Origin of the sequence: Marinobacter sp. M-5, from assembly GCF_032911545.1 — a bacterium.
GTDB lineage: Bacteria > Pseudomonadota > Gammaproteobacteria > Pseudomonadales > Oleiphilaceae > Marinobacter > Marinobacter goseongensis.
Window position 1 is genome coordinate 59,347 of sequence record NZ_JAWJEK010000002.1, and the last position, 19,913, is coordinate 79,259.

Annotated in this window: 21 protein-coding genes; 10 read left to right on the forward strand and 11 right to left on the reverse strand. The window is 59.7% G+C overall.

Annotation, left to right across the window (positions count from 1 at the left end):
* The first annotated feature begins 88 nt into the window (after positions 1-88).
* Positions 89-964, forward strand: coding sequence for an NAD-dependent epimerase/dehydratase family protein (locus R0125_RS09610; RefSeq protein ID WP_317238009.1), 876 nt, complete (start codon positions 89-91; stop codon positions 962-964).
* On the opposite strand, the gene R0125_RS09615 is transcribed toward R0125_RS09610, so the two are convergent.
* From R0125_RS09615 to R0125_RS09635, 5 genes are all read right to left on the reverse strand, one after another.
* Positions 948-1,334 carry a RidA family protein gene (locus R0125_RS09615; protein WP_248185376.1) on the reverse strand — a complete coding sequence of 129 codons (387 nt, stop codon included), beginning with the start codon at positions 1,332-1,334 and terminating at the stop codon, positions 948-950. The two genes, R0125_RS09610 and R0125_RS09615, sit on opposite strands and share 17 nt — an antisense overlap.
* An 84-nt stretch (positions 1,335-1,418) precedes the next feature.
* Complete coding sequence (locus R0125_RS09620) at positions 1,419-3,551, reverse strand: RelA/SpoT family protein (RefSeq protein ID WP_317238010.1); 2,133 nt, start codon at positions 3,549-3,551, stop codon at positions 1,419-1,421.
* A 176-nt stretch (positions 3,552-3,727) separates the two neighbouring features.
* On the reverse strand, positions 3,728-3,940 hold the full coding sequence (rpoZ, locus tag R0125_RS09625; protein WP_248185378.1) for a DNA-directed RNA polymerase subunit omega: 213 nt from the start codon (positions 3,938-3,940) through the stop codon (positions 3,728-3,730).
* Positions 3,941-4,026: 86 nt separating this feature from the next.
* Complete coding sequence (gene gmk / locus R0125_RS09630; protein WP_317238011.1) at positions 4,027-4,659, reverse strand: guanylate kinase; 633 nt, start codon at positions 4,657-4,659, stop codon at positions 4,027-4,029.
* Between the two features lie 103 nt (positions 4,660-4,762).
* The gene (locus R0125_RS09635; RefSeq protein ID WP_317238012.1) at positions 4,763-5,629 is read right to left on the reverse strand and encodes a YicC/YloC family endoribonuclease; all 867 of its coding nucleotides are present in this window, start codon (positions 5,627-5,629) and stop codon (positions 4,763-4,765) included.
* Positions 5,630-5,820: 191 nt separating this feature from the next.
* Here R0125_RS09635 and rph point away from each other — a divergent pair, with 191 nt between their 5' ends.
* On the forward strand, positions 5,821-6,537 hold the full coding sequence (gene rph / locus R0125_RS09640; RefSeq protein WP_248184999.1) for a ribonuclease PH: 717 nt from the start codon (positions 5,821-5,823) through the stop codon (positions 6,535-6,537).
* Positions 6,538-6,603: 66 nt separating this feature from the next.
* On the opposite strand, the gene R0125_RS09645 is transcribed toward rph, so the two are convergent.
* The gene (locus R0125_RS09645; protein ID WP_248185001.1) at positions 6,604-7,410 is read right to left on the reverse strand and encodes an exodeoxyribonuclease III; all 807 of its coding nucleotides are present in this window, start codon (positions 7,408-7,410) and stop codon (positions 6,604-6,606) included.
* Between the two features lie 81 nt (positions 7,411-7,491).
* Here R0125_RS09645 and pyrE point away from each other — a divergent pair, with 81 nt between their 5' ends.
* Positions 7,492-8,130, forward strand: coding sequence for an orotate phosphoribosyltransferase (gene pyrE / locus R0125_RS09650; protein ID WP_317238013.1), 639 nt, complete (start codon positions 7,492-7,494; stop codon positions 8,128-8,130).
* Between the two features lie 6 nt (positions 8,131-8,136).
* Positions 8,137-8,784, forward strand: a complete 648-nt coding sequence (locus tag R0125_RS09655) for a DUF4124 domain-containing protein (RefSeq protein WP_317238014.1) — start codon at positions 8,137-8,139, stop codon at positions 8,782-8,784.
* Between the two features lie 71 nt (positions 8,785-8,855).
* Here R0125_RS09655 and R0125_RS09660 read toward each other — a convergent pair whose 3' ends face one another.
* The gene (locus tag R0125_RS09660) at positions 8,856-9,272 is read right to left on the reverse strand and encodes a hypothetical protein (RefSeq protein ID WP_248185008.1); all 417 of its coding nucleotides are present in this window, start codon (positions 9,270-9,272) and stop codon (positions 8,856-8,858) included.
* Positions 9,273-9,533: 261 nt separating this feature from the next.
* On the opposite strand from R0125_RS09660, the gene R0125_RS09665 reads away from it, so the two are divergent.
* Positions 9,534-10,028, forward strand: a complete 495-nt coding sequence (locus R0125_RS09665; protein WP_317238015.1) for a fibronectin type III domain-containing protein — start codon at positions 9,534-9,536, stop codon at positions 10,026-10,028.
* Positions 10,029-10,046: 18 nt separating this feature from the next.
* On the opposite strand, the gene R0125_RS09670 is transcribed toward R0125_RS09665, so the two are convergent.
* Positions 10,047-10,385 (reverse strand): DUF2782 domain-containing protein, encoded by a 339-nt coding sequence (locus R0125_RS09670; protein ID WP_248185014.1) that lies wholly within the window; start codon positions 10,383-10,385, stop codon positions 10,047-10,049.
* 108 nt (positions 10,386-10,493) lie between these two features.
* Here R0125_RS09670 and polA point away from each other — a divergent pair, with 108 nt between their 5' ends.
* Positions 10,494-13,223 carry a DNA polymerase I gene (polA, locus tag R0125_RS09675; RefSeq protein WP_317238016.1) on the forward strand — a complete coding sequence of 910 codons (2,730 nt, stop codon included), beginning with the start codon at positions 10,494-10,496 and terminating at the stop codon, positions 13,221-13,223.
* Between the two features lie 209 nt (positions 13,224-13,432).
* Entirely contained in the window at positions 13,433-13,813 is a 381-nt protein-coding gene (locus tag R0125_RS09680; protein ID WP_248185018.1) for a hypothetical protein, read from the forward strand.
* A gap of 32 nt (positions 13,814-13,845) precedes the next feature.
* On the opposite strand, the gene R0125_RS09685 is transcribed toward R0125_RS09680, so the two are convergent.
* The 3 genes from R0125_RS09685 to R0125_RS09695 form a co-directional block, all read right to left on the reverse strand.
* Entirely contained in the window at positions 13,846-15,267 is a 1,422-nt protein-coding gene (locus R0125_RS09685) for an OmpP1/FadL family transporter (protein ID WP_317238017.1), read from the reverse strand.
* 122 nt (positions 15,268-15,389) lie between these two features.
* Positions 15,390-16,511: a PilT/PilU family type 4a pilus ATPase gene (locus R0125_RS09690; RefSeq protein ID WP_317238018.1), complete on the reverse strand. Its 1,122-nt coding sequence runs from the start codon at positions 16,509-16,511 to the stop codon at positions 15,390-15,392.
* Between the two features lie 47 nt (positions 16,512-16,558).
* A complete protein-coding gene (locus R0125_RS09695; RefSeq protein ID WP_248185025.1) occupies positions 16,559-17,593 on the reverse strand; it encodes a type IV pilus twitching motility protein PilT in 1,035 nt (344 codons plus the stop codon).
* A 51-nt stretch (positions 17,594-17,644) separates the two neighbouring features.
* Here R0125_RS09695 and R0125_RS09700 point away from each other — a divergent pair, with 51 nt between their 5' ends.
* The 3 genes from R0125_RS09700 to R0125_RS09710 all read left to right on the forward strand — a co-directional run bounded on the left by R0125_RS09700 (position 17,645) and on the right by R0125_RS09710 (position 19,838).
* Positions 17,645-18,349 (forward strand): YggS family pyridoxal phosphate-dependent enzyme, encoded by a 705-nt coding sequence (locus tag R0125_RS09700; protein ID WP_317238019.1) that lies wholly within the window; start codon positions 17,645-17,647, stop codon positions 18,347-18,349.
* 61 nt (positions 18,350-18,410) lie between these two features.
* Positions 18,411-19,241 (forward strand): pyrroline-5-carboxylate reductase, encoded by an 831-nt coding sequence (gene proC, locus R0125_RS09705; protein ID WP_248185028.1) that lies wholly within the window; start codon positions 18,411-18,413, stop codon positions 19,239-19,241.
* Between the two features lie 15 nt (positions 19,242-19,256).
* The gene (locus R0125_RS09710) at positions 19,257-19,838 is read left to right on the forward strand and encodes a YggT family protein (protein ID WP_248185030.1); all 582 of its coding nucleotides are present in this window, start codon (positions 19,257-19,259) and stop codon (positions 19,836-19,838) included.
* Positions 19,839-19,913: the final 75 nt, after the last annotated feature.

Consider the following 19,913-nt stretch of genomic DNA (forward strand, 5'->3'; position numbering starts at 1 on the left):
GTGAGCTCCGGTCAGAATTCGTCCAGGGCAGAGGGGCAATCATCGCGCTCTGTCTTGATAAGCCAAAGCATAAGGATTGAAATTGTCTATGGCAATCACTGAAAGCAATAAACTTCCACGAATTCTGGTGGCGGGTTGCGGCAAGCTCGGGGGCGCCATTGCCACGCTGTTGACGGACCGCGCCGAGGTGTTCGGCCTGCGCCGGAACCCTGCCGAGGTGCCGTCGGGCATTCGCCCTCTCAAGGCCGACCTGACCCGCCCCGAGCAGGTCACCCGGGTGCTCCCCGAAGATCTGGATGTAGTGATCTACTGCCTGACACCCGCCAGTTACGATGAACAGGGCTACCGCAATGCCTACGTTACCGGCCTTCAGAACCTGCTGGACGCGCTGCAGGACCAACCCCTGAAGCGTCTGATCTTCATCAGCAGCACCAGCGTGTACGCCCAGAACGACGATTCCTGGGTTGACGAACACAGCCCGGCAGAGCCGGCGCGATTCAGCGGGCAAACCATTGTCACCGGCGAGCGAACGGCGCTTGGCAGCGGCTTTCCTGCCACCGTGGTTCGTTTCAGCGGCATCTACGGGCCCAGCCGCCAACGTTTTTTGGAGGAAGTCATTGCCGGCGGCATGGACCCGGCCAGTCCGGCCCCGTTCAGCAACCGTATTCACGAGGTCGACGCAGCGGCGGCAATCGCCCACCTGACCCACCAGTCTCTGGCAGGGGAACCTGTGGAAGACTGCTACGTGGCCAGTGATTGCGAGCCGGTGCGGCTGGATGAGGTGGTTGCCTGGGTGCGGCAGCAGGTGCCGTGCGCACCGCCAACGGAAAACGCCCGCAAAGGCGGGCGCGCAGGGAGCAAGCGGTGCAGCAATCAGCGCTTGCTGGAGAGCGGTTTTCGCTTCCGCTATCCGGATTTCCGGGTCGGTTACCGGGAAATGATCGCGATCAGCTCAACACCATAACCGCTTCCATCTCGATGGGGACACCTTTGGGCAGTGCCGCGACGCCGACCGCCGCGCGCGCGGGATAAGGCTCCTGAAAATAGGTCGCCATGATTTCGTTGACGGTGGCGAAGTTGGCCAGGTCAGTCATGTAGATGTTGAGCTTGACGATGTCTTTCAGCTCACCGCCACCCGCCTCACAGACCGCTTTCAGGTTCTCGAACACCTGACGGGTCTTGGCGGCAAAATCACCGGCGACCACTTCCATGGTTTCCGGCACCAGAGGAATCTGGCCAGACAGATACACAGTATCTCCAGCCTTGACTGCCTGGGAATAGGTACCGATCGCCTGAGGTGCATTCTCAGTCTGGATGATTGATTTGTTGGTCATGACCTTTGGGTTCCTTTCTTCCAAAAGGCCAATCGTCTCCCCTCGGAGCGCGGCCTGTCAACCAGCGAATCGCCTGCCCCCGGATTAATGGCGTACCCGGTTGATGTGAGTCACTGCGCGGATATTGCGGATACGCCGCATGACCCGTGCAAGGTGCCGGCGACCATTGACATGAACCACCAGGCTGACCACTCCGAGCCGGGCGTTCTGTTCCTCGACGTTGATGCGCTCGATGTTGCCGTCGGCCATGGCCACGGCGTTGGCCACTTCGGCAATCACGCCGCGCTGGCGCTCGAGCTCCACCCGCAGTTCCACAGAAAATTCATCGGTAATATCCTTCGCCCACTTGAGGTGGGTCAGGCGCGCGCCGCCATCGTTATCGTCCGGCAGACGGGAGCAGGTATCGGAGTGAATCATCATGCCTTTGCCGGAATCCATCACACCCACCACCGGGTCGCCGGGGATCGGCTTGCAGCAACTGGCGAAACGCACCAGCAAGCCCTCTGTTCCGCGGATGGTGACCGGACTGCCTTCCGACGGCACCTGGGGCGCGGTGTCTGCATCCACTTCCGCACCGCTGACCAGCTGGCGCGCCACCAGATAGGCCATGCGGTTACCGAGGCCGATTTCGCTCACCAGATCGTCCAGGCTGCTGACCTGATTGTGGCGGACCACCGCCTCGACCTGGCTCTCGCCGATTTTCGAAAGGCTGGTACCGAAACCTTTGAGGGACTTCTTCAGCAGCGCCTTGCCCAACTCCAGGGATTCGGCCCGTTTCTGGTTCTTCAGCACATGACGAATGCTGCTGCGGGCCTTGCCGGTGACCACAAAACTCAGCCAGGCCGGATTGGGGCGGGCGCCGGGGGCGGTAATGACTTCCACGGTCTGCCCGCTCTGCAGCGGCTGGCTCAGGGAGCCCAGGTTGCGGTTGACCCGACAGGCCACCGTGGCGTTGCCGATGTCGGTGTGGATGGCGTAGGCGAAGTCCACTGGTGTGGCACCGCTGGGCAATTCCATGATCTTGCCCTTGGGGGTGAACACGTAGATCTCATCCGGGAACAAGTCGACCTTCACGTGCTCGATGAATTCCAGGGAGTCGTCTGCGCGCTCCCGCATTTCCATCAGACCCTTCACCCAGCGATCCACCCGCGACTGGTTCACGCTGGTCACACTGGACGGCTCGTTCTTGTACATCCAGTGGGCGGCAATGCCGTTATTGGCGATGTGCTCCATTTCCTCGGTGCGGATCTGGATCTCGATGTTCACATGCATGCCGAACAGTGTGGTGTGCAGAGACTGGTAGCCATTGGCCTTGGGCATGGCGATGTAGTCTTTGAACCGCCCCGGCAATGGCTTGTAAAGGCTGTGCACGGCGCCGAGGATACGATAACAGTCGTCTTCCGTGTCGGTGATGATGCGGAAGGCGTACACGTCCATGATTTCGTGGAACGACTTCTGCTTGAACTTCATCTTGTTGTAGATGCTGTTCAGGTGCTTCTCGCGCCCTAGAATCCGCCCGGGCATACCTCGCTCTTCCAGCTTTTCCTGCAGCTTGCCGCGGATCTCGTCAATGATTTCCCGGTGACTGCCCCGCAGCTTTTCCACCGCCTTGGAAATGTAGCGGGAACGCATGGGGTACAGGGAGGCAAAACCCAGATCCTCCAGCTCCGTGCAGATGGAGTGCATGCCGAGCCGGTTGGCGATGGGGGCGTAGATGTCGAGAGTCTCGTTGGCAATCCGCTGGCGCTTCTCATAGGGCATGGGCCCCAGGGTGCGCATGTTGTGCAGGCGGTCTGCGAGTTTCACCAGAATCACGCGGATGTCCCGGGCCATGGCCAGAGTCATTTTCTGGAAATTCTCGGCCTGGGCCTCAGCACGGGAACGGAACTCGATCTGAGTGAGTTTGCTCACACCGTCGACCAGCTCCGCGACGTCGTCACCGAACTGGTCAGACAGCGCATCCTTGGGGATACCCGTGTCCTCGATCACATCGTGGAGCATGGCGGCCATCAGGCTCTGATGGTCCAGCTTCAGATCGGCAAGAATGTGAGCAACGGCAAGAGGATGGGTGATGTAGCGGTCGCCACTGCGGCGCATCTGGCCTTCGTGGGCTTGTTCGGCGTAATAATAGGCCCGTCGCACCTGATTGATCCGATGCGTATCGAGATAGGAGCTGAGCTCTTTCGCCAGCCCTTCAACCGTCGCCTCTGCCGACACCGCGCCTCCAACGTCCGTTCATGAACCAGGAACAAAAAAACCCGAATGCACGCATCCGGGTCCTTCCGCTGTCCGTCTACCCACGCCTTACCGTTACACTATAAAACCGCGGGGACAGATTTCAATGCTTGTGGCAGGGAGGCAGGTGTTTCTACCGACCCGACCTGCCCGACAACTTACTCGTCGTCGTCTTCGGTCAGCAGGCTGCGACTGACCTTGCCTTCAGCAATTTCGCGCAAAGCAATGACGGTGGGCTTGTCATTCTCTTCGGCGACCATAGGCTCGAAGCCCTTGGTGGCAATCTGGCGGGCGCGTTTGGTAGCCAGCATAACCAGTTGAAAACGGTTATCGACGTGTTCAAGACAATCTTCAACGGTAACTCGTGCCATAACTTCCCCGACAAAATAAGATGACTGATCTAGCAGACCGCGTAGTTTACTGCGACCAGCCCGCTTTGTATACAGCGGAAAACGGTTCAGCCGCGGCTGGATAGCCGGGACAGCAACACCGCGTGACGAGCCTGCTGGGCGGTCATGCGCAAACGCTGGCCACGAACAATCGCCAGCAGGTCCGCCAGGGCCACGTCGAAGTTGTCATTGACCACGAGGTAGTCGAACTCCACCGCATGGCTGCATTCATCGGTGGCCTCCGCCAGCCGGCGCTCCACCACCTCCGGCGCGTCGGTACCGCGACCGGTGAGGCGTTCACGCAGCACCTCCGCGGACGGCGGCACAATAAAGATGCCAACACACTCGGGAATCAACCGGCGCACCTGCTCGGCGCCCTGCCAGTCGATCTCGAGGATCACATCCTGACCTGTCGCCAGTGTTTCCCGCACCCAGACCTGGGACGTGCCGTAATAATTGCCAAACACATCCGCGTGCTCAAGGAAGTCGCCACGGCCGATCATGGCCTCGAACTCGTCCCGGCTGACGAAATGATAGTTGACCCCGTGCTGCTCACCCTCGCGCATCGGGCGGGTGGTATGAGACACCGACACGCCCAGCCTGCCGTCGTTGCGCAGCATCCCAGCCACCAGGCTGGTCTTGCCGGCCCCGGACGGGGCGGAAATCACGTAGAGGGTACCCTGTTCAACTGCCTGGCTCATGGCGCACAACACTCCGGATCTGTCTGATTTTCGCGACACGTCACCGATCACAAACCGCGGCCGCAATAACAAGGGGAGAAATTATACACGATGCGGAAATCCCTTACTCCAGGTTCTGCACCTGCTCCCGCATCTGCTCGATCAGCACCTTGAGATCCACCGCCACCCGGGTCACCCGGGCATCGATACTTTTGCTGCTGAGGGTGTTGGCCTCGCGATTCAGCTCCTGCATCAGGAAATCCAGACGACGGCCGATGGCGTCGCCGGACGTCAGGGTGTCAGACACCTCGGAGATGTGGGCATCCAGGCGATCCAGCTCCTCAGTCACATCGCTTTTCTGGGCCAGCATCACCATTTCCTGCGCCACCCGCTCAGGATCCAGTTCGACCCGGGCTTTTTCGAAGCGATCCCTGAGCTGTTGCTCCTGAGCTTTGACTAACTCCGGCATCAGCTCACGCACTTCCTCGACCCGCTGCCCCATGGCCTCAAGCCGGTCCTCGAACAGCGGCCGCAGACGCTCGCCTTCCCGCTCCCGAACGGTGACCAGATCAGCTACGGTGCGCTCGAAGAGTTCCGCCGCGGCATCGCGAGCGGGGCTGTAATCCAGCTCTTTCACCGACAGCACGCCGGGCCAGCGCAAGACATCAAGGGCGTTGATGTGGGCAGGGTTGTCCAGAATCCGGTTGACGTGGTTGGCCGCCTCGTTGACGGCACGGGCCATGTCGTCGCTGACCTCGAAGTTCTGCGCGGCGCTTTCTGCCGTCTGCAGGCGCATCGACACGTCCACTTTGCCCCGTTTGAGCTGGTTACGCAGCTGCTCACGAAAGGCATTCTCAAGCTCCCGCAGCGCTTCCGGTAAACGGAACGACGGCTCCAGGTAACGATGATTCACGGTGCGAATCTCGCAAGTCAGCGTTCCCCAGTCACCCTGTGTGTCCTGGCGCGCAAAGGCAGTCATGCTTCGAATCATGGCAGCTCCATTGGTCTGTCGATGCAATCTTTCGAGTTTAACAGGGTGCGGCGCGAAACCGCGAACCCGACCAAAGCCGGAGAGCCGCACCGGAACAGACCGCTGCCTCACCGTGTTATACTCCGCCGTTATCCTATTCCGAACGCCGGGCGCACCGCCCCGGACATCCACTACTGATATCAGGACACACTATGCGACCCAGCGGAAGAACGCCGGAACAACCGAGAGACATCCGAATCACCCGCAACTACACCCGCCACGCCGAGGGCTCGGTACTGGTCGAATTCGGTGACACCAAGGTCATCTGTACCGCCTCGGTGGAAAACAAGGTGCCGCCCTTCCTGCGCGGCGAAGGCAAAGGCTGGATCACCGCCGAATACGGCATGCTGCCCCGTTCCACCGGCAGCCGCATGGGCCGCGAAGCGGCCCGCGGCAAACAGGGTGGGCGCACGGTTGAAATCCAGCGCCTGATCGGCCGCTCTCTGCGCGCTGCGGTTGACCTGAGCGCCCTGGGCGAGCACTCCATCACCATCGACTGCGACGTCATCCAGGCCGATGGTGGCACCCGTACCGCGGCGATCACCGGTGGGTGCGTCGCCCTGGTTGACGCCCTGAATCATCTGGTGGCGGAAAAACGCCTGAAGAAATCACCGCTGAAGCAGATGGTCGCAGCCTTGAGTGTCGGCGTGTACAAAGGTACGCCGGTGCTGGACCTGGATTACCCGGAAGACTCCGAGGCCGAAACCGACATGAACGTGATCATGACCGACCGCGGTGGCTTTATCGAGATACAGGGCACCGCCGAAGGCGCGCCGTTTGTGCAGGAAGAGCTGGACAGCATGCTGACGTTAGCCAGGCAGGGTATTGAGCAGCTGTTTGAGATTCAGAAGGCGGCTCTGGAGGGATAAGTTACCGGGTAAGCTGTTGTCGGATCAGGGCTTGCGCCTGATCCGACCGACGGCGCTCTCCCAGACTCAGAAACCGATTTCGATGTCGTAGTCCATGATCACCGGCGCGTGATCGGAAAAACGGGTGCCGTCATCAATCCAGCCATCCAGAATCGTCTTGCGGATACCCGGCGTCATCAGCTGGTAATCCACCCGGATGCCGGCGTTCTTGCGCGACCCCTCGGTCTGTTCTGGCCACCAGGTAAACTGATTGCTCTGTTTATTGATCTCGCGGAATCCATCCACGCAGCCCATCTCGTCGAACAGCCGATCCAGCCACGCCCGCTCATGGGGCATGAATCCGGAGGCGTCCAGCTGATGATAGAGCGGGCTGGCGTCGGTCACGTGATGGGCGGTCTGCAGGTTGGCGCAGAAAATGAACTGGCGGCGCTTGCGCAATGTCTTCTGCATGTGCAGGCCGAACGCTTCCATGAAGTCGTCCTTGTGATCCAGCACCGTCAGGTCATTGTCGCCAATGAGCTCGTCCTCACGGCCAAGCGCACAGGGCGCCAGCACACAGGCCACCGACACCTTGTCGAAGTCGGCCTGGATGAATCGCCCTTCACGATCCGCCTGCTCATTGGCGAAGCCGTACATGATGGCTTTGGGAAAGTGGCGGGTATAGATGCCCACGCCGCCGTCCTCGTTGTTCTCGCCATCAATGAAGTAGGCCTCGTAGCCTTCCGGAATCAGGTTGAAGTCCTCGATTTCGTAGGCGCGCATGCGGTGATCCTGAACGCAGACCACGTCGGCATCTTGCCCGGCCAGCCATTCGAAGAAACCTTTCTCAACCGCCTGGGCGAGGCCGTTGACGCTGATTGTTACTACCCGCATACGTGTTTCCTGATTCGGTTTGTGTGTATGATACCGGTTTTACGCTTTAATTAAAGATCCACACCCGCCAGAAGCCTTGCCATGCACGACTATCAGCAACATTTCATTGAGTTTGCCATCCGCCGTAACGTTTTGCGTTTTGGCGAATTTACCCTCAAGTCCGGACGCACCAGCCCATACTTCTTCAATGCCGGGCTGTTCAATACCGGCGAGGACCTGCTTGAACTAAGCAAAGCTTATGCCGCCGCCGTGCAGCGCAGCGGCCTGAATTATGACATCATCTTCGGGCCTGCCTATAAGGGCATTCCGTTGGCCACGGTAACGGCCATGGCGCTGGCTTCTGAAGGCCAAAGCAAGCCGTTTGCCTTCAACCGCAAGGAAAAGAAGGACCATGGCGAGGGTGGTAACATCGTCGGCGCGCCACTTGAGGGCAAAGTGCTGATCGTTGATGATGTCATTACCGCCGGCACGGCCATTCGCGAGTCCATCGACCTGATCCGCGCCGCAGGCGCCGAGCCCGCGGGCGTGTTGATTGCCCTGGACCGACAGGAGCGCGGCAATGACGCGCTGTCCGCCATCCAGGAGGTGGAACAGGAATTCGGTTTGCCCGTCGTCAGCATCATCCGGCTTGAACAGGTTCTCGACTACCTGAGCAAGCGTCCGGATTTCGCCGACCACGCCAGTCGCGTCGCCCAGTATCGGGACCGTTACGGAGTCTGAATATCCATGAAATGTCTGACCCGGTTTTCACTCGCAGCATCTGCCTCCGCTCTGTTGTTTGCCGCAACGGTCGCCGAGGCACAAATGTACCGTTACACGGATGAAAACGGCCAGATGGTTATCAGCAACACCATCCCCCAGGAGGCTTCCCGGCGGGGCTACGACATCCTGAATACCCAAGGACGTGTCGTCGAATCGGTTGCCCCGGCTCCGACCCCGGAGGAAATAGCCGCCCGCGAAGCTGAGGAAAAGCGCCAGGAAGCGCAGAAGCGGCAGCAAGAGCAGGACCGCAAATTGCTCAAACGCTTCAGCCATCCGGATCAGGCCGTCAGTGCCATGCACCGCAAGGTCCGTGAGCTGGAAAGCCTGAGCCAACTCAAGCGGGGCAACATTTCCGTCATTGTCAGCCAACTGAATAACGAAGAGAGCCGTGCCGCCGACATGGAGCGCTCCGGGCGCGAAGTGCCGGAAACCACCCTGAAAAAAATCCGGCGCCTTGAAGCCCAGGTTCGCGACATAGAGCGGGAAATTGCGATCCAGAATGCCGAAATACAGGACCTCAGGGATGGCTACGAGGCCGACATACGCCGCCTTGAAGAGATCACCGGCGAGCCGCGAACCCTTCCACTTGAGCCGCCCGAACCGGGCAACTGATCAACCTGTTTTGAGCAATCAAAGAAAAGGGCCACCCTCGGGTGGCCCTTTTCGCACCGTCTTACGACCTATCAGGCAGAAGCGGTGGTTTTCTTGGCAGCCGGCTTGCGAGCGGCGGTCTTGCGCGCTGCAGGCTTCTTGGCTGCAACAGATTTCTTGGCTGACTGGGCAGCTTCAGAAACCTCGCCTGCTGCGTCAGAAACTGCGTCGGCGCCTTCAGCCGCTTCTTTTTCCAGCTTGGCAACCAGATCCGCAGCGAAGTTGCCGAAACGGCTGTTCAGGGTACGCAGTTGCTCGAACAGGTTCTCGCTGTAACCGTAGTAACGGGTACGCAGAGTCTTGACACTGTACTCGCGTGCTTCTGACTCCAGCTTCTCAGCGTAGTCGAACGGCTTGGAAGCCAGCTTCTTCTGCTGGTCTTCAGCGGCATTGATGCCTTTTTCCACGATTTCCTGAAGCTGTTCCTGATAGCTTTTGAGCTTACCCATAATGTTCTCTCCTGAGATGATATAAAGGGTGGATTCCTGTCGGATCCCTAATTCACAACATCAGGTTACGGTCAAAAATTAGAATGTTCATACTAAAAGCCAATGTGTGACCCATTACCGAACTTAAAGATTGTTCATTTGATGATTTTCCACGTCACCGCATAATTTCAACCTGATCTCAAAGCCCGTCTCTCCGCATTATTCAGGCTGCGCGCTCCCGGATCGCCCGATCCGGGCAACAAGAAAAATGGCGAGAACATCATGATGACCAGACCAATGCAGACTCTGCGGGGGCGAAGCCTTGCCCTCAGCGCAACGCTGGCAAGCGTACTTATTCTAGCGGGCTGCCAGGAGGACTCACGGGCGTCAAAAACCAGCACCGATCAGGCGGCATCCATCGCCGGACAGCGGCTGGACAAAGCCATGGGCAGCTTTCGTACCGCGCTGGGGCAGGACAGCGGCACTGAGCAGCGGATGCGCACTCCGACACTGACCTGGAACGCCCCGCTGACAAGGGAAGACGGCTCATCACTCTATCCCGGCCAGATCAGCGGCTACCGCATTTACTATCGGCTGAAACACGAAAACACACTCAAAGTGATTCCGGTCGACAGCCCACAAAAGAACCGGTTCACTCTGAACACCTTGCCACCGGGTGCGTACGAATTCAGCATCACCACAGTGGATAACAGTGGCCTGGAGAGCCGCCGCTCAACGCCGGTGTCCATCAATCTCACCCAGATGCGACAGGGCTGAGCACTCGCAACCGGCGAACTACCAGCGGAATATGACCCAGCTTGGCACCAGCATGTCGGTCTGATCCTCGCGGATCCACCCGCCACCGTCGGCGGGCACCAGATAGTATTCCGGCCCCACCTCCGGCACTACCTTGATTTCAACCAGCTGACCATTGACCCGGTATTCATAGAACACTTCGTTATCACCGGGGCGGATCACGATCTGGGCACCGTCCGAGGAGGGCTGGTAATCAGACACCACCAGCGGCTCCTGTGGCGTGGCGACCACCTCCTGATCCAGCCCTCCTCTGTCCTGCGCGGAAATGGGTGCGGACAGCAGCAGGGAGGCAACACCGAGGCAGGCGATTCGTTTCATTTTCGTGATACCCTTTTGTCCAACTATGGCGACAGTAATTGTCCCTTTATGACTATAGCGTTGCACATGGCAACCCACGCTTCAATCACATTCCGGACCTGTTTTGATATGACACAGCAACAGACCCCACCGGTTGTTCTTGTAGACGGCTCTTCCTATCTGTTCCGGGCGTACCATGCCCTGCCGCCCCTGACCACCAGCAAGAACCACCCGACAGGCGCCATCAAAGGCGTCATCAGCATGCTGCGCCGGCTGGAGCAGGATTTTCCGGGATCTAAAATGGTGGTCGTCTTTGACGCCAAGGGGAAAACCTTTCGCCATGACATGTATGAGGCGTACAAGGCCAACCGCCCGCCGATGCCAGACGACCTGGCCTGCCAGATTGAGCCCATCCACGAGATGGTCAAGGCCATGGGACTGCCGCTACTGATCGTGCCCGGCGTGGAGGCCGACGATGTGATCGGCACCCTCGCCCACGAAGCCACCAGCAAAGGAATCGACGTGGTGATTTCCACCGGCGACAAGGACATGGCGCAGCTGGTCAGCGACCACGTGACGCTGATCAACACCATGACCGAAACCCGCATGGACCGGGACGGCGTGGTGGACAAGTTCGGCGTAACCCCGGAGCAGATCATCGACTACCTCGCACTGGTCGGCGATAAGGTGGACAACATTCCCGGCGTCAATAAATGCGGGCCCAAAACCGCGGTCAAATGGCTCCAGGAACACCCCAGCCTTGAAGAGATCATGGCGAACGCCGACCAGGTCAAGGGCAAGATCGGTGAATACCTCAGGGAAGCGCTGGAGATACTGCCACTGAGCCGCGACCTGGCCACCATCCGCACCAACGTGGAACTGGACTTCGGGCTGGAAAATCTCCAGCTGCGGAACCAGAACAACGACGCACTGCTCGAACTGTTCCGCGAATATGAGCTGCGCTCCTGGACGGCGGAGCTGGAGAGTACCGGCACCGAGTCAGACCGGACGCCGGATACGAGTGCCGACGCAACCGCCGAGCCAGTCGACAAGCGCTACACGGTGATCACCGAGCAGGCCGATTTCGATCAGTGGCTGGCGCGGCTGAGGCAGGCGCCGTTGTTCGCCTTCGACACCGAAACCACCAGTCTGCGGTATATGGATGCCGAGGTGGTTGGCGTCTCCTTCGCCATCGAGCCGGGCGAGGCCGCCTACGTGCCGCTGGCCCACGACTACATGGGGGCCCCGGAGCAACTGGATCGCGACGCCGTGCTGGCGCAGCTCAAGCCTCTGCTGGAAGACCCGGCCAGGCCCAAGCTGGGGCAAAACCTGAAGTACGACAAAAATGTGCTGGTCAACCACGGCATCACCCTCGAGGGCATTGCCGAAGACACCATGCTCGAGTCCTACGTGCTCAACTCAGTGGCGTCCCGACATGACATGGACACGCTGGCCAGACAGTATCTCGACGAGCAGACCATCACCTTCGAGTCCATCGCCGGCAAGGGCGCCAAACAACTGACCTTCAACCAGATTGATCTGGACAAAGCCGGCCCCTACGCGGCGGAGGATGCCGACATCACCCTGCGGCTGCACCAGGTGCTGCGCCCCAGGCTGGCAGAAACCGGCAAGCTGAAATCGGTGTATGAGGAGATCGACCTGCCACTGGTGCCGGTGCTCTCCCGCATGGAGCAGCGCGGCGCAATGATCTGTGCCAGCACCCTGAAGCAGCACAGCCAGGAACTGGCGGAACGCATGGCCGAGCTGGAAAAAGAGGCCCACGAAGAGGCCGGCGAAACGTTCAACCTGGGTTCCACCAAACAGTTACAGGTCATCTTCTATGACAGGATGGGCTTGCCGGTCATCAAGAAAACCCCCAAAGGAGCGCCCTCCACCGCGGAGCCGGTGCTGCAGGAACTGGCCCACGAGCACGCCTTGCCCCGACTGATCCTGGAACATCGCAGCCTGAGCAAGCTCAAGTCCACCTATACCGACACCCTGCCGGTGCTGATTCACCACCGCACCGGGCGTATTCACACCTCGTATCACCAGGCCGTCACGGCAACTGGTCGCCTGTCATCATCGGAACCCAACCTGCAGAACATTCCGATTCGCAGCGAACAGGGCCGACGCATCCGTCAGGCCTTTGTTGCCCCGGAGGGCTGCAAACTGGTGGCCGCGGATTACTCCCAGATCGAGCTGCGCATCATGGCGCATCTGTCTGGCGACAAAGGCCTGCTGACCGCCTTCGAAAAAGGTGAGGATATCCACAAGGCCACAGCGGCGGAGGTGTTCGGGGTGGCTGTTGATGCGGTCACCGGTGACCAGCGGCGCAGTGCCAAAGCCATCAACTTCGGCCTGATCTACGGCATGTCCGCGTTCGGGCTGGCCCGCCAGCTGGATGTGGGCCGCAACCAGGCCCAGGAATACATCGACCGGTATTTCGAACGTTACCCCGGCGTGCTCCGATACATGGACAACATCCGCAAGCAGGCTCACGACGACGGTTACGTGGAAACCCTGTACGGCCGCCGACTGTACCTGCCCGAGATCAACGCCCGCAACAAGCAGATGCAGCAGGCCGCCGAACGCACCGCCATCAACGCACCCATGCAGGGTACTGCCGCCGACATCATCAAGCGGGCCATGATTGACGTGGAACGCTGGCTATTGCACAGCCACGCCGACGACGCACGTATGATCATGCAGGTACACGACGAACTGATCCTGGAGGTGCGGGAGGACGTGGTGGAGACCATCCGCAAGGGCCTGGTGCAGCGGATGTCCGCAGCGGCGAGCCTGGACGTTCCGCTGCTGGTGGAAGCGGGCGTCGGTGATAACTGGGACGAAGCCCATTGACGCCAGCCGCCAGACCATAACGCCCTGAAAACGGGTCATTTTGGGGCAGGAAACGGGGCGACGCCCCGTTTCCGGTCATAATATCGAAACCAACCGCCACCACTGGCGCCTTTCACGACACGGCACGAAATTCGCAAGTAATCCTGTTGTCGGCTCCCGCTACTCAGCACGGAGCCAGGTTGTGACACATCGTTTCCGAGGCCGTTACCATGACATCTCTGGCATCTCAACGAAGCTGGCTTCTGGACCCGGGCCTGCTGAAACTGGTGCACCAATGCCGCCGCCTGATTCACACCGAATTTGGCGTCAAATTGCACCTGACCGAAGAACACCTCGAAGCGCAGCTGGCGGACTACGCCCGCAAGACACGCTCCACACAACTGACCCGCACCTGGGAGACCCTGGTGGAGCGGGTACCGCAACTGGATATACCGGCACCGGAGGCTGACGCGCCGGAAAGCGGCAAGCGCACGTATCGTGGGCAGGTAATTCCTGACGAAGGCCGCGAACAACAGCACACGGAGGCGGAGGGCGAGGAAGCGAAGCCACGACGTACCAAGGTGATCTATCGTGGCCAGGTGGTCGGCTGACCGGGACCGGTCAGCCTGTTACTGCAGTGTGCTCAGAAGGATTTGCTGACCTGGATACCGGCACTCCAGGCTTCAAGCTCGTACTCGCCCTGGTAGTTGCTCTGATCCGTTACACCCGGCTGAAGCTCGGCGACTTGTGACGGGTTCTCGTGCTCATAGTTGAACTCATCAACCCGACCGTTGCCGTCGAAAATCAGCGTGCCGGCAGCCACGTCCACGGTCCAGCCACTGCGCTGATCAGCCCATTGAGCACCCAGCGTGAGCCAGTGGCGATCATTGGAGGGAATGCGCGCCGTTACGAAGTCGTCGTTGACCGGTGATTCGTCAAACGCATAACCGGTCTTGAAGGCCCACTCCGGCGTGGCCTGCCAGATCGCACCCACATTAAACTGCCAGGTGTTCTGCCATTTTTCAGTAACATGACTGAGCACAGCGCCTTCCTGCGGCGCCTGGGTGACTTCACCACCGGCTTCACGGCTTACGATGTCCAGCTCTTCAAACCGACTCCACTTGGCATAGGTCGCGCCCGCCAGCAGGGTCACGGTGTCCGTCAAATGGTAGCGAGCGCCGAAGGTGATGCTTTCCGGAATCGCCAGCGGCACCTCAACTTTCTCAGTGGCACTGGTCGGTGTCACCACGCCGTTGGCGGGATTCACGAAGTTGCTCAGCTCGGCGTCGCCCTCGAGATTCAGCTCAGTGCCGGTCTGCGCCATCAGACCGAACTGGGTCTGTTCCGACAACTCGTAGAGGAAGCCGACGCGGAATGTCACGCCCACGTCATCACCTTCGATGTCCGCGTAGCCCTCATCGTAAAAGCCGGGATTTGGTGTGCCGCTGGGCGCGGTGACAGCAACGCTGGAAGCGGAATTATCGAGGAATCGGGTCAGTTTGCCTTCGGCATAGATAATATTGATGCCCGCCCCCATCGACAGGCCGTTGCCGTTATTCACAGAAATGGAGGGGCTGAACGAAATCGCCGTCAGCTCGGTCTCGTCGGCAAAATAGCGGCCAACAAAATCGTCTTCATAGTCTGCGGCGAGGCCGAAAGGCGCGTGAATGCCAAAACCCACATCAACGGAATCACTGACTTCGTGGGTCATGTACAGGTTCGGAAGCACGGCTGGATCGGCAATGTCGCCACCGCTGGAGCCCTGCACCGGGAGGCCGATCTGGTTGGTTGCCTGCGCGTCGTTTTTGGCTTCTGCATCGATATCGAGGACCGCGGCGCCGAACGACAGATTCGTTCCGGACAGCTGGCTCATGCCGGCGGGGTTGAACAGGACCGTGGTGGCATTCTCGGGATTGGCAGCGGTGCCAGCGTTGGCAACGCCCATGGCGCTGGCGCTCTGCTCATTCAGAGCAAAGCCACCCGCGAGGGCCGGGGCTGGCGCGACGGCAGCGGTCAGGGTGACAAAACGGATCGCAGAATAAAGTTTGGACTTGTTGTTGCGCATACTTCCTCCATTCAATTTTGCGAGGAAGTATACGCATCTCGGGCCAATGGCCTCAAATGCCATCCCTACTGGTTCAGGGACCTAACCGTTTAAGACTAAAGTCTGATTTGGCGACAGATCGCTCAATCGTCCTGAATTGACAGCTTGTCGACCGAAGATGACAGCTTGTCCGCACCCTGGGCGTCGGCGCCCAGCTTGATCATCAGGCGCAGGTCATTGGCGGAATCGGCGTGAGCCAGCGCGTCCTCGTAGGTGATCGAACCCTCGGCGTACAGCCGGTACAGCGCCTGGTCAAAGGTCTGCATGCCCGATTCGGTGGACTTGGACATCAACTCCTTGAGCTTGTGTACCTCGCCCTTACGGATCATATCGGCGACCAGCGGGGTATTGATCAACACTTCGATGACCGCTTTGCGGCCGGTTCCGTCCGGCGTCGGTACCAGTTGCTGGGCAACGATGGCCTTGAGGTTCAGGGACAGGTCCATCCAGATCTGGTTGTGCTGCTCCGGCGGGAAAAACTGGATGATGCGGTCCAGCGCCTGGTTGGCGTTGTTGGCGTGCAGGGTGGCCAGGCACAGGTGACCGGTTTCGGCAAACTGCACCGAGTACTCCATGGTCTGGCGCGTACGCACCTCACCGATGAGTATTACGTCCGGGGCCTGCCGCAGAGTGTTCTTCAGGGCCACTTCGAAGCTTTCGGTATCAATGCCCACCTCTCGCTGGGTCACGATGCAACCCTGGTGCTGGTGAACGAATTCGATGGGGTCCTCAATGGAAATGATGTGGCCACGGCTGTTGCGGTTGCGGTGCCCCAGCATCGCGGCCAGCGACGTGGACTTACCGGTACCCGTGGCCCCCACAAACATGATCAGGCCACGTTTGGTCATCGCCAGTTCTTTGATGACTTCCGGGAGCGACAGCTCATCGATCTGGGGAATCTTGATCTCGATGCGTCGCAGCACCATGCCGCACAGATTGCGCTGGAAAAAGGCACTGACCCGGAAGCGGCCGATGCCGCGGGCACTGATGGCGAAGTTGCACTCGTGACTCTCGTCGAACTCCGCCCGCTGTTTGTCGTTCATGGCGCCGTAAACGAATTCACGGGTCTGTTCCGGCGTCAGAGCGTTCTTGGTGACGGGCAGCACCTTCCCGTTCACTTTCATGCTCGGAGGCACACCCGCGGTAATAAACAGGTCCGATCCGCCTTTTTCCACCATCAGCCGCAACAGTTTTTCGAATTCCATGATGTCTTACCTATTCATCAATCCAGGGTGCAAGGGCGCACCGGCAGTCAGAAGTTATCCGGCATTTTGGCCTTGGCGCGGGCCGCTTCGCGCGAAATCAGACCTTTTTTCAACAGCTTTTCCAGGCATTGATCCAGTGTCTGCATGCCCAGCGAGCCGCCCGTCTGGATCGCCGAATACATCTGGGCAATCTTGTCTTCCCGGATCAGGTTACGAATCGCCGCCGTGCCGATCATGATCTCGTGGGCCGCAATCCGACCGCCACCCATCTTCTTCATCAGGGTCTGGGAGATAACCGCCTGCAGGGACTCCGACAACATCGAGCGCACCATGGACTTCTCCTCCGCCGGGAACACGTCGACCACCCGGTCGATGGTCTTGGCGGCAGAGGTGGTGTGCAGGGTGCCGAACACCAGGTGGCCGGTTTCCGCCGCTGTCAGCGCCAGGCGGATAGTTTCCAGATCCCGCAGCTCGCCCACCAGAATGATGTCCGGGTCTTCCCGCAGCGCCGAGCGCAGGGCTTCGTTGAAGCCCAGGGTATCCCGGTGCACTTCCCGCTGGTTAACCAGGCATTTCTTGGACTCGTGAACAAATTCGATGGGGTCTTCGATGGTCAGCACGTGCTCGTAACGGCTGTCGTTGATGTAATCGATCATCGCCGCCAGCGTGGTGGACTTACCGGAGCCGGTGGGCCCGGTGACCAGTACCAGGCCACGGGGCACCGAGGACACATCCTTGAAAACCTGCCCCATGCCCAGATCTTCCATGGTCAGCACCTTGGACGGGATGGTCCGGAATACCGCACCGGCACCGCGGTTCTGGTTGAAGGCGTTGACACGGAAACGGGCAACCCCGGGTACCTCGAAGGAAAAGTCTGTCTCGAAAAACTCTTCGTAATCCTTGCGCTGCTTGTCGTTCATGATGTCGTAGATCAGCCCGTGCACCTCTTTGTGCTCCATGGGCGGCAGATTGATTCTGCGAACATCACCATCAACACGAATCATGGGAGGCAAACCGGCAGACAGGTGCAAATCCGACGCACCCTGTTTCGCCGAGAAGGCAAGCAGTTCGGTAATATCCATAGGTTCCTCGGAAGGCTTTTTCTTTTATTCCAGAAGCGGCAAACTCACAGTATGAGCAGCATAGCAGACAACATCGGGAGCGTAACCCGACGCATACAAAAAGCAACATTGCGGGCGGGACGAGCTTCCGATTCCGTGCGCCTGTTGGCAGTCAGCAAGACCCGCACGGCGAGCGAACTGCGCGAAGCGGTGGCCGCAGGGCAGACCGCCTTCGGTGAAAATTACCTGCAGGAGGCGCTCGACAAGCAGGCCGCGCTGGCCGATCTCGAGGGTATCGACTGGCACTTTATCGGCCCCATTCAGTCCAACAAAACCCGCCAGATTGCGACCGGGTTTGCCTGGGTACACAGCGTCGACCGGCTGAAAATCGCCCGCCGGCTCAGCGAACAGCGGGATGTGCACATGCCCCCCTTGAATATCTGCCTACAGGTCAATATCAACGAGGAAGACAGCAAGGCGGGTTGCACCGTGGCCGAGCTCGATGGGCTGGTCGCGGAGATCGGTGATTTGCCCAATCTGGCGCTGCGCGGGTTAATGGCGATTCCCGATCCCGATCAGCCGGAGTCGGCGCTGCGCGCCAGCTTCCGCGCCCTGGCCAACGCGCTCAAATCGCTGCGACAGAATCATCCGGATGCCGGTCCGCTGGACACCCTGTCCATGGGCATGTCCGGGGATCTGGAGATGGCGATCGAAGAAGGCGCCACCTGGGTGCGCGTCGGCACCGCGCTGTTCGGCCGTAGACCGGCCAAGAGCTGAACGCGCCAGTTCCTGTTATCATCAGGCCCGGATCATCGACAGTTCAACAGTGGAGTGAACCTTGAGTACATCACCAACCATTTCGTTTATCGGCGCAGGAAACATGGCCAGCGCCATCATTGGCGGCATGCTGGACAACGGTTTCAAGGGAGCCGATATCTGGGTCAGCGCTCCCGATGACAGTCATTTACAGGCCATTCGCAAGCGCTTCGGGGTCAGCGTGACCACCGACAACCGCTACTGCGCGCAGCAGGCTGATCTGGTCATTCTGGCGGTGAAGCCGCAGGTCATGGCGGATGTGTGCCGTGACATCGCACCGATGGTTCAGAACACCCGCCCACTGATGGTTTCCATTGCCGCAGGCCTGGAAGCCGGCACGCTGGACCAATGGCTCGGCGGTGGCTTGCCACTGGTGCGGGTTATGCCCAACACCCCTTCCCTGGTCGGCAAAGGTGCCGCCGGGCTGTTTGCCAACGATCAGGTCAGTGACAAGCAGAAGCAGATGGTGGAAAAGGTGTTCAGCAGCATCGGCTCGGCCCTCTGGGTGAATGAAGAGCCGTTGCTGCACGCGGTGACGGCACTTTCCGGCAGCGGCCCAGCCTACTTCTTTCTGATGCTCGAGGCTCTCGAGGAGGCCGCCACAGAAGCCGGCATCGATCCGGAAACCGCCCGCCAGTTGGCGATCCAGACCATGGCAGGCGCCGCCGAGATGGCCGGTCGCAGCGAACACGATCCGGCCCAGCTCAAGCGCAATGTGATGTCACCCGGTGGCACGACCGAGCGCGCGATCCACACCTTCGAGGACGGAGGGTTGCGGGAGCTGGTCAAGAAAGCCTACTCCGCCGCTTTCTCGCGCTCTGAAGACATGGCCAAAGAACTGGCAAACCAATAACGGAGACAAGGCTTCATGCTGGCTGATATTCTGATCACCATCCTGCTCATCGCCTCGACGTTTTATATGACCATCGTGCTGCTGCGCTTCCTGCTGCAGCTGGCACGGGCGGATTTCTACAATCCGATTTCCCAGTTTGCGGTAAAAGCCACCAACCCGCTGCTGCGCCCCCTGCGGCGCTTCATTCCGGGCTGGGGCGGCATCGACGGAGCCGCCCTGGTGCTGGCGGTGCTGATCCAGGCGCTGGCGCTGTTCCTGATCCTGGTCGCGATGAATGGCGGCATTCCCGGCATCAATCCGCTGACGCTGCTGGTCTGGGCAGTACTGAACGTGCTCGATCTGATCGTCAAGATCTACTTCTGGTCCGTCATTGCCGTGGTGGTGGTAAGCTGGATTGCCCCGGGCAGCCATCATCCCGCCATCCAGCTGGTGGCGCAGATCACCGAGCCGGTGATGCGCCCGGTGCGCAACATCATGCCGTCCATGGGCGGACTGGATCTCTCGCCCATCATTGTGTTTCTGATCCTCAATGTGGTGTCGGTGGTCATCGACCACATGAAGGTCGCGGCCGGCATGGGCGCACTGGCCGGAATGTAAACCAGGTCGCAAGACTACAATCGGTTACAACTTTCCAGACCAAGCATCACATCCAGACCGTCGATTCATCCTACT

Excerpts from the sequence above, each read along its gene's own strand:
- R0125_RS09610 (WP_317238009.1), top strand. The coding sequence starts at position 89 with ATGGCAATCACTGAAAGCAATAAACTTCCACGAATTCTGGTGGCGGGT.
- R0125_RS09615 (WP_248185376.1), bottom strand. The coding sequence starts at position 1,334 with ATGACCAACAAATCAATCATCCAGACTGAGAATGCACCTCAGGCGATC.
- rpoZ (WP_248185378.1), bottom strand. The coding sequence starts at position 3,940 with ATGGCACGAGTTACCGTTGAAGATTGTCTTGAACACGTCGATAACCGT.
- gmk (WP_317238011.1), bottom strand. The coding sequence starts at position 4,659 with ATGAGCCAGGCAGTTGAACAGGGTACCCTCTACGTGATTTCCGCCCCG.
- R0125_RS09635 (WP_317238012.1), bottom strand. The coding sequence starts at position 5,629 with ATGATTCGAAGCATGACTGCCTTTGCGCGCCAGGACACACAGGGTGAC.
- rph (WP_248184999.1), top strand. The coding sequence starts at position 5,821 with ATGCGACCCAGCGGAAGAACGCCGGAACAACCGAGAGACATCCGAATC.
- R0125_RS09645 (WP_248185001.1), bottom strand. The coding sequence starts at position 7,410 with ATGCGGGTAGTAACAATCAGCGTCAACGGCCTCGCCCAGGCGGTTGAG.
- pyrE (WP_317238013.1), top strand. The coding sequence starts at position 7,492 with ATGCACGACTATCAGCAACATTTCATTGAGTTTGCCATCCGCCGTAAC.
- R0125_RS09655 (WP_317238014.1), top strand. The coding sequence starts at position 8,137 with ATGAAATGTCTGACCCGGTTTTCACTCGCAGCATCTGCCTCCGCTCTG.
- R0125_RS09660 (WP_248185008.1), bottom strand. The coding sequence starts at position 9,272 with ATGGGTAAGCTCAAAAGCTATCAGGAACAGCTTCAGGAAATCGTGGAA.
- R0125_RS09665 (WP_317238015.1), top strand. The coding sequence starts at position 9,534 with ATGATGACCAGACCAATGCAGACTCTGCGGGGGCGAAGCCTTGCCCTC.
- R0125_RS09670 (WP_248185014.1), bottom strand. The coding sequence starts at position 10,385 with ATGAAACGAATCGCCTGCCTCGGTGTTGCCTCCCTGCTGCTGTCCGCA.
- polA (WP_317238016.1), top strand. The coding sequence starts at position 10,494 with ATGACACAGCAACAGACCCCACCGGTTGTTCTTGTAGACGGCTCTTCC.
- R0125_RS09680 (WP_248185018.1), top strand. The coding sequence starts at position 13,433 with ATGACATCTCTGGCATCTCAACGAAGCTGGCTTCTGGACCCGGGCCTG.
- R0125_RS09685 (WP_317238017.1), bottom strand. The coding sequence starts at position 15,267 with ATGCGCAACAACAAGTCCAAACTTTATTCTGCGATCCGTTTTGTCACC.
- R0125_RS09690 (WP_317238018.1), bottom strand. The coding sequence starts at position 16,511 with ATGGAATTCGAAAAACTGTTGCGGCTGATGGTGGAAAAAGGCGGATCG.
- R0125_RS09695 (WP_248185025.1), bottom strand. The coding sequence starts at position 17,593 with ATGGATATTACCGAACTGCTTGCCTTCTCGGCGAAACAGGGTGCGTCG.
- R0125_RS09700 (WP_317238019.1), top strand. The coding sequence starts at position 17,645 with ATGAGCAGCATAGCAGACAACATCGGGAGCGTAACCCGACGCATACAA.
- R0125_RS09710 (WP_248185030.1), top strand. The coding sequence starts at position 19,257 with ATGCTGGCTGATATTCTGATCACCATCCTGCTCATCGCCTCGACGTTT.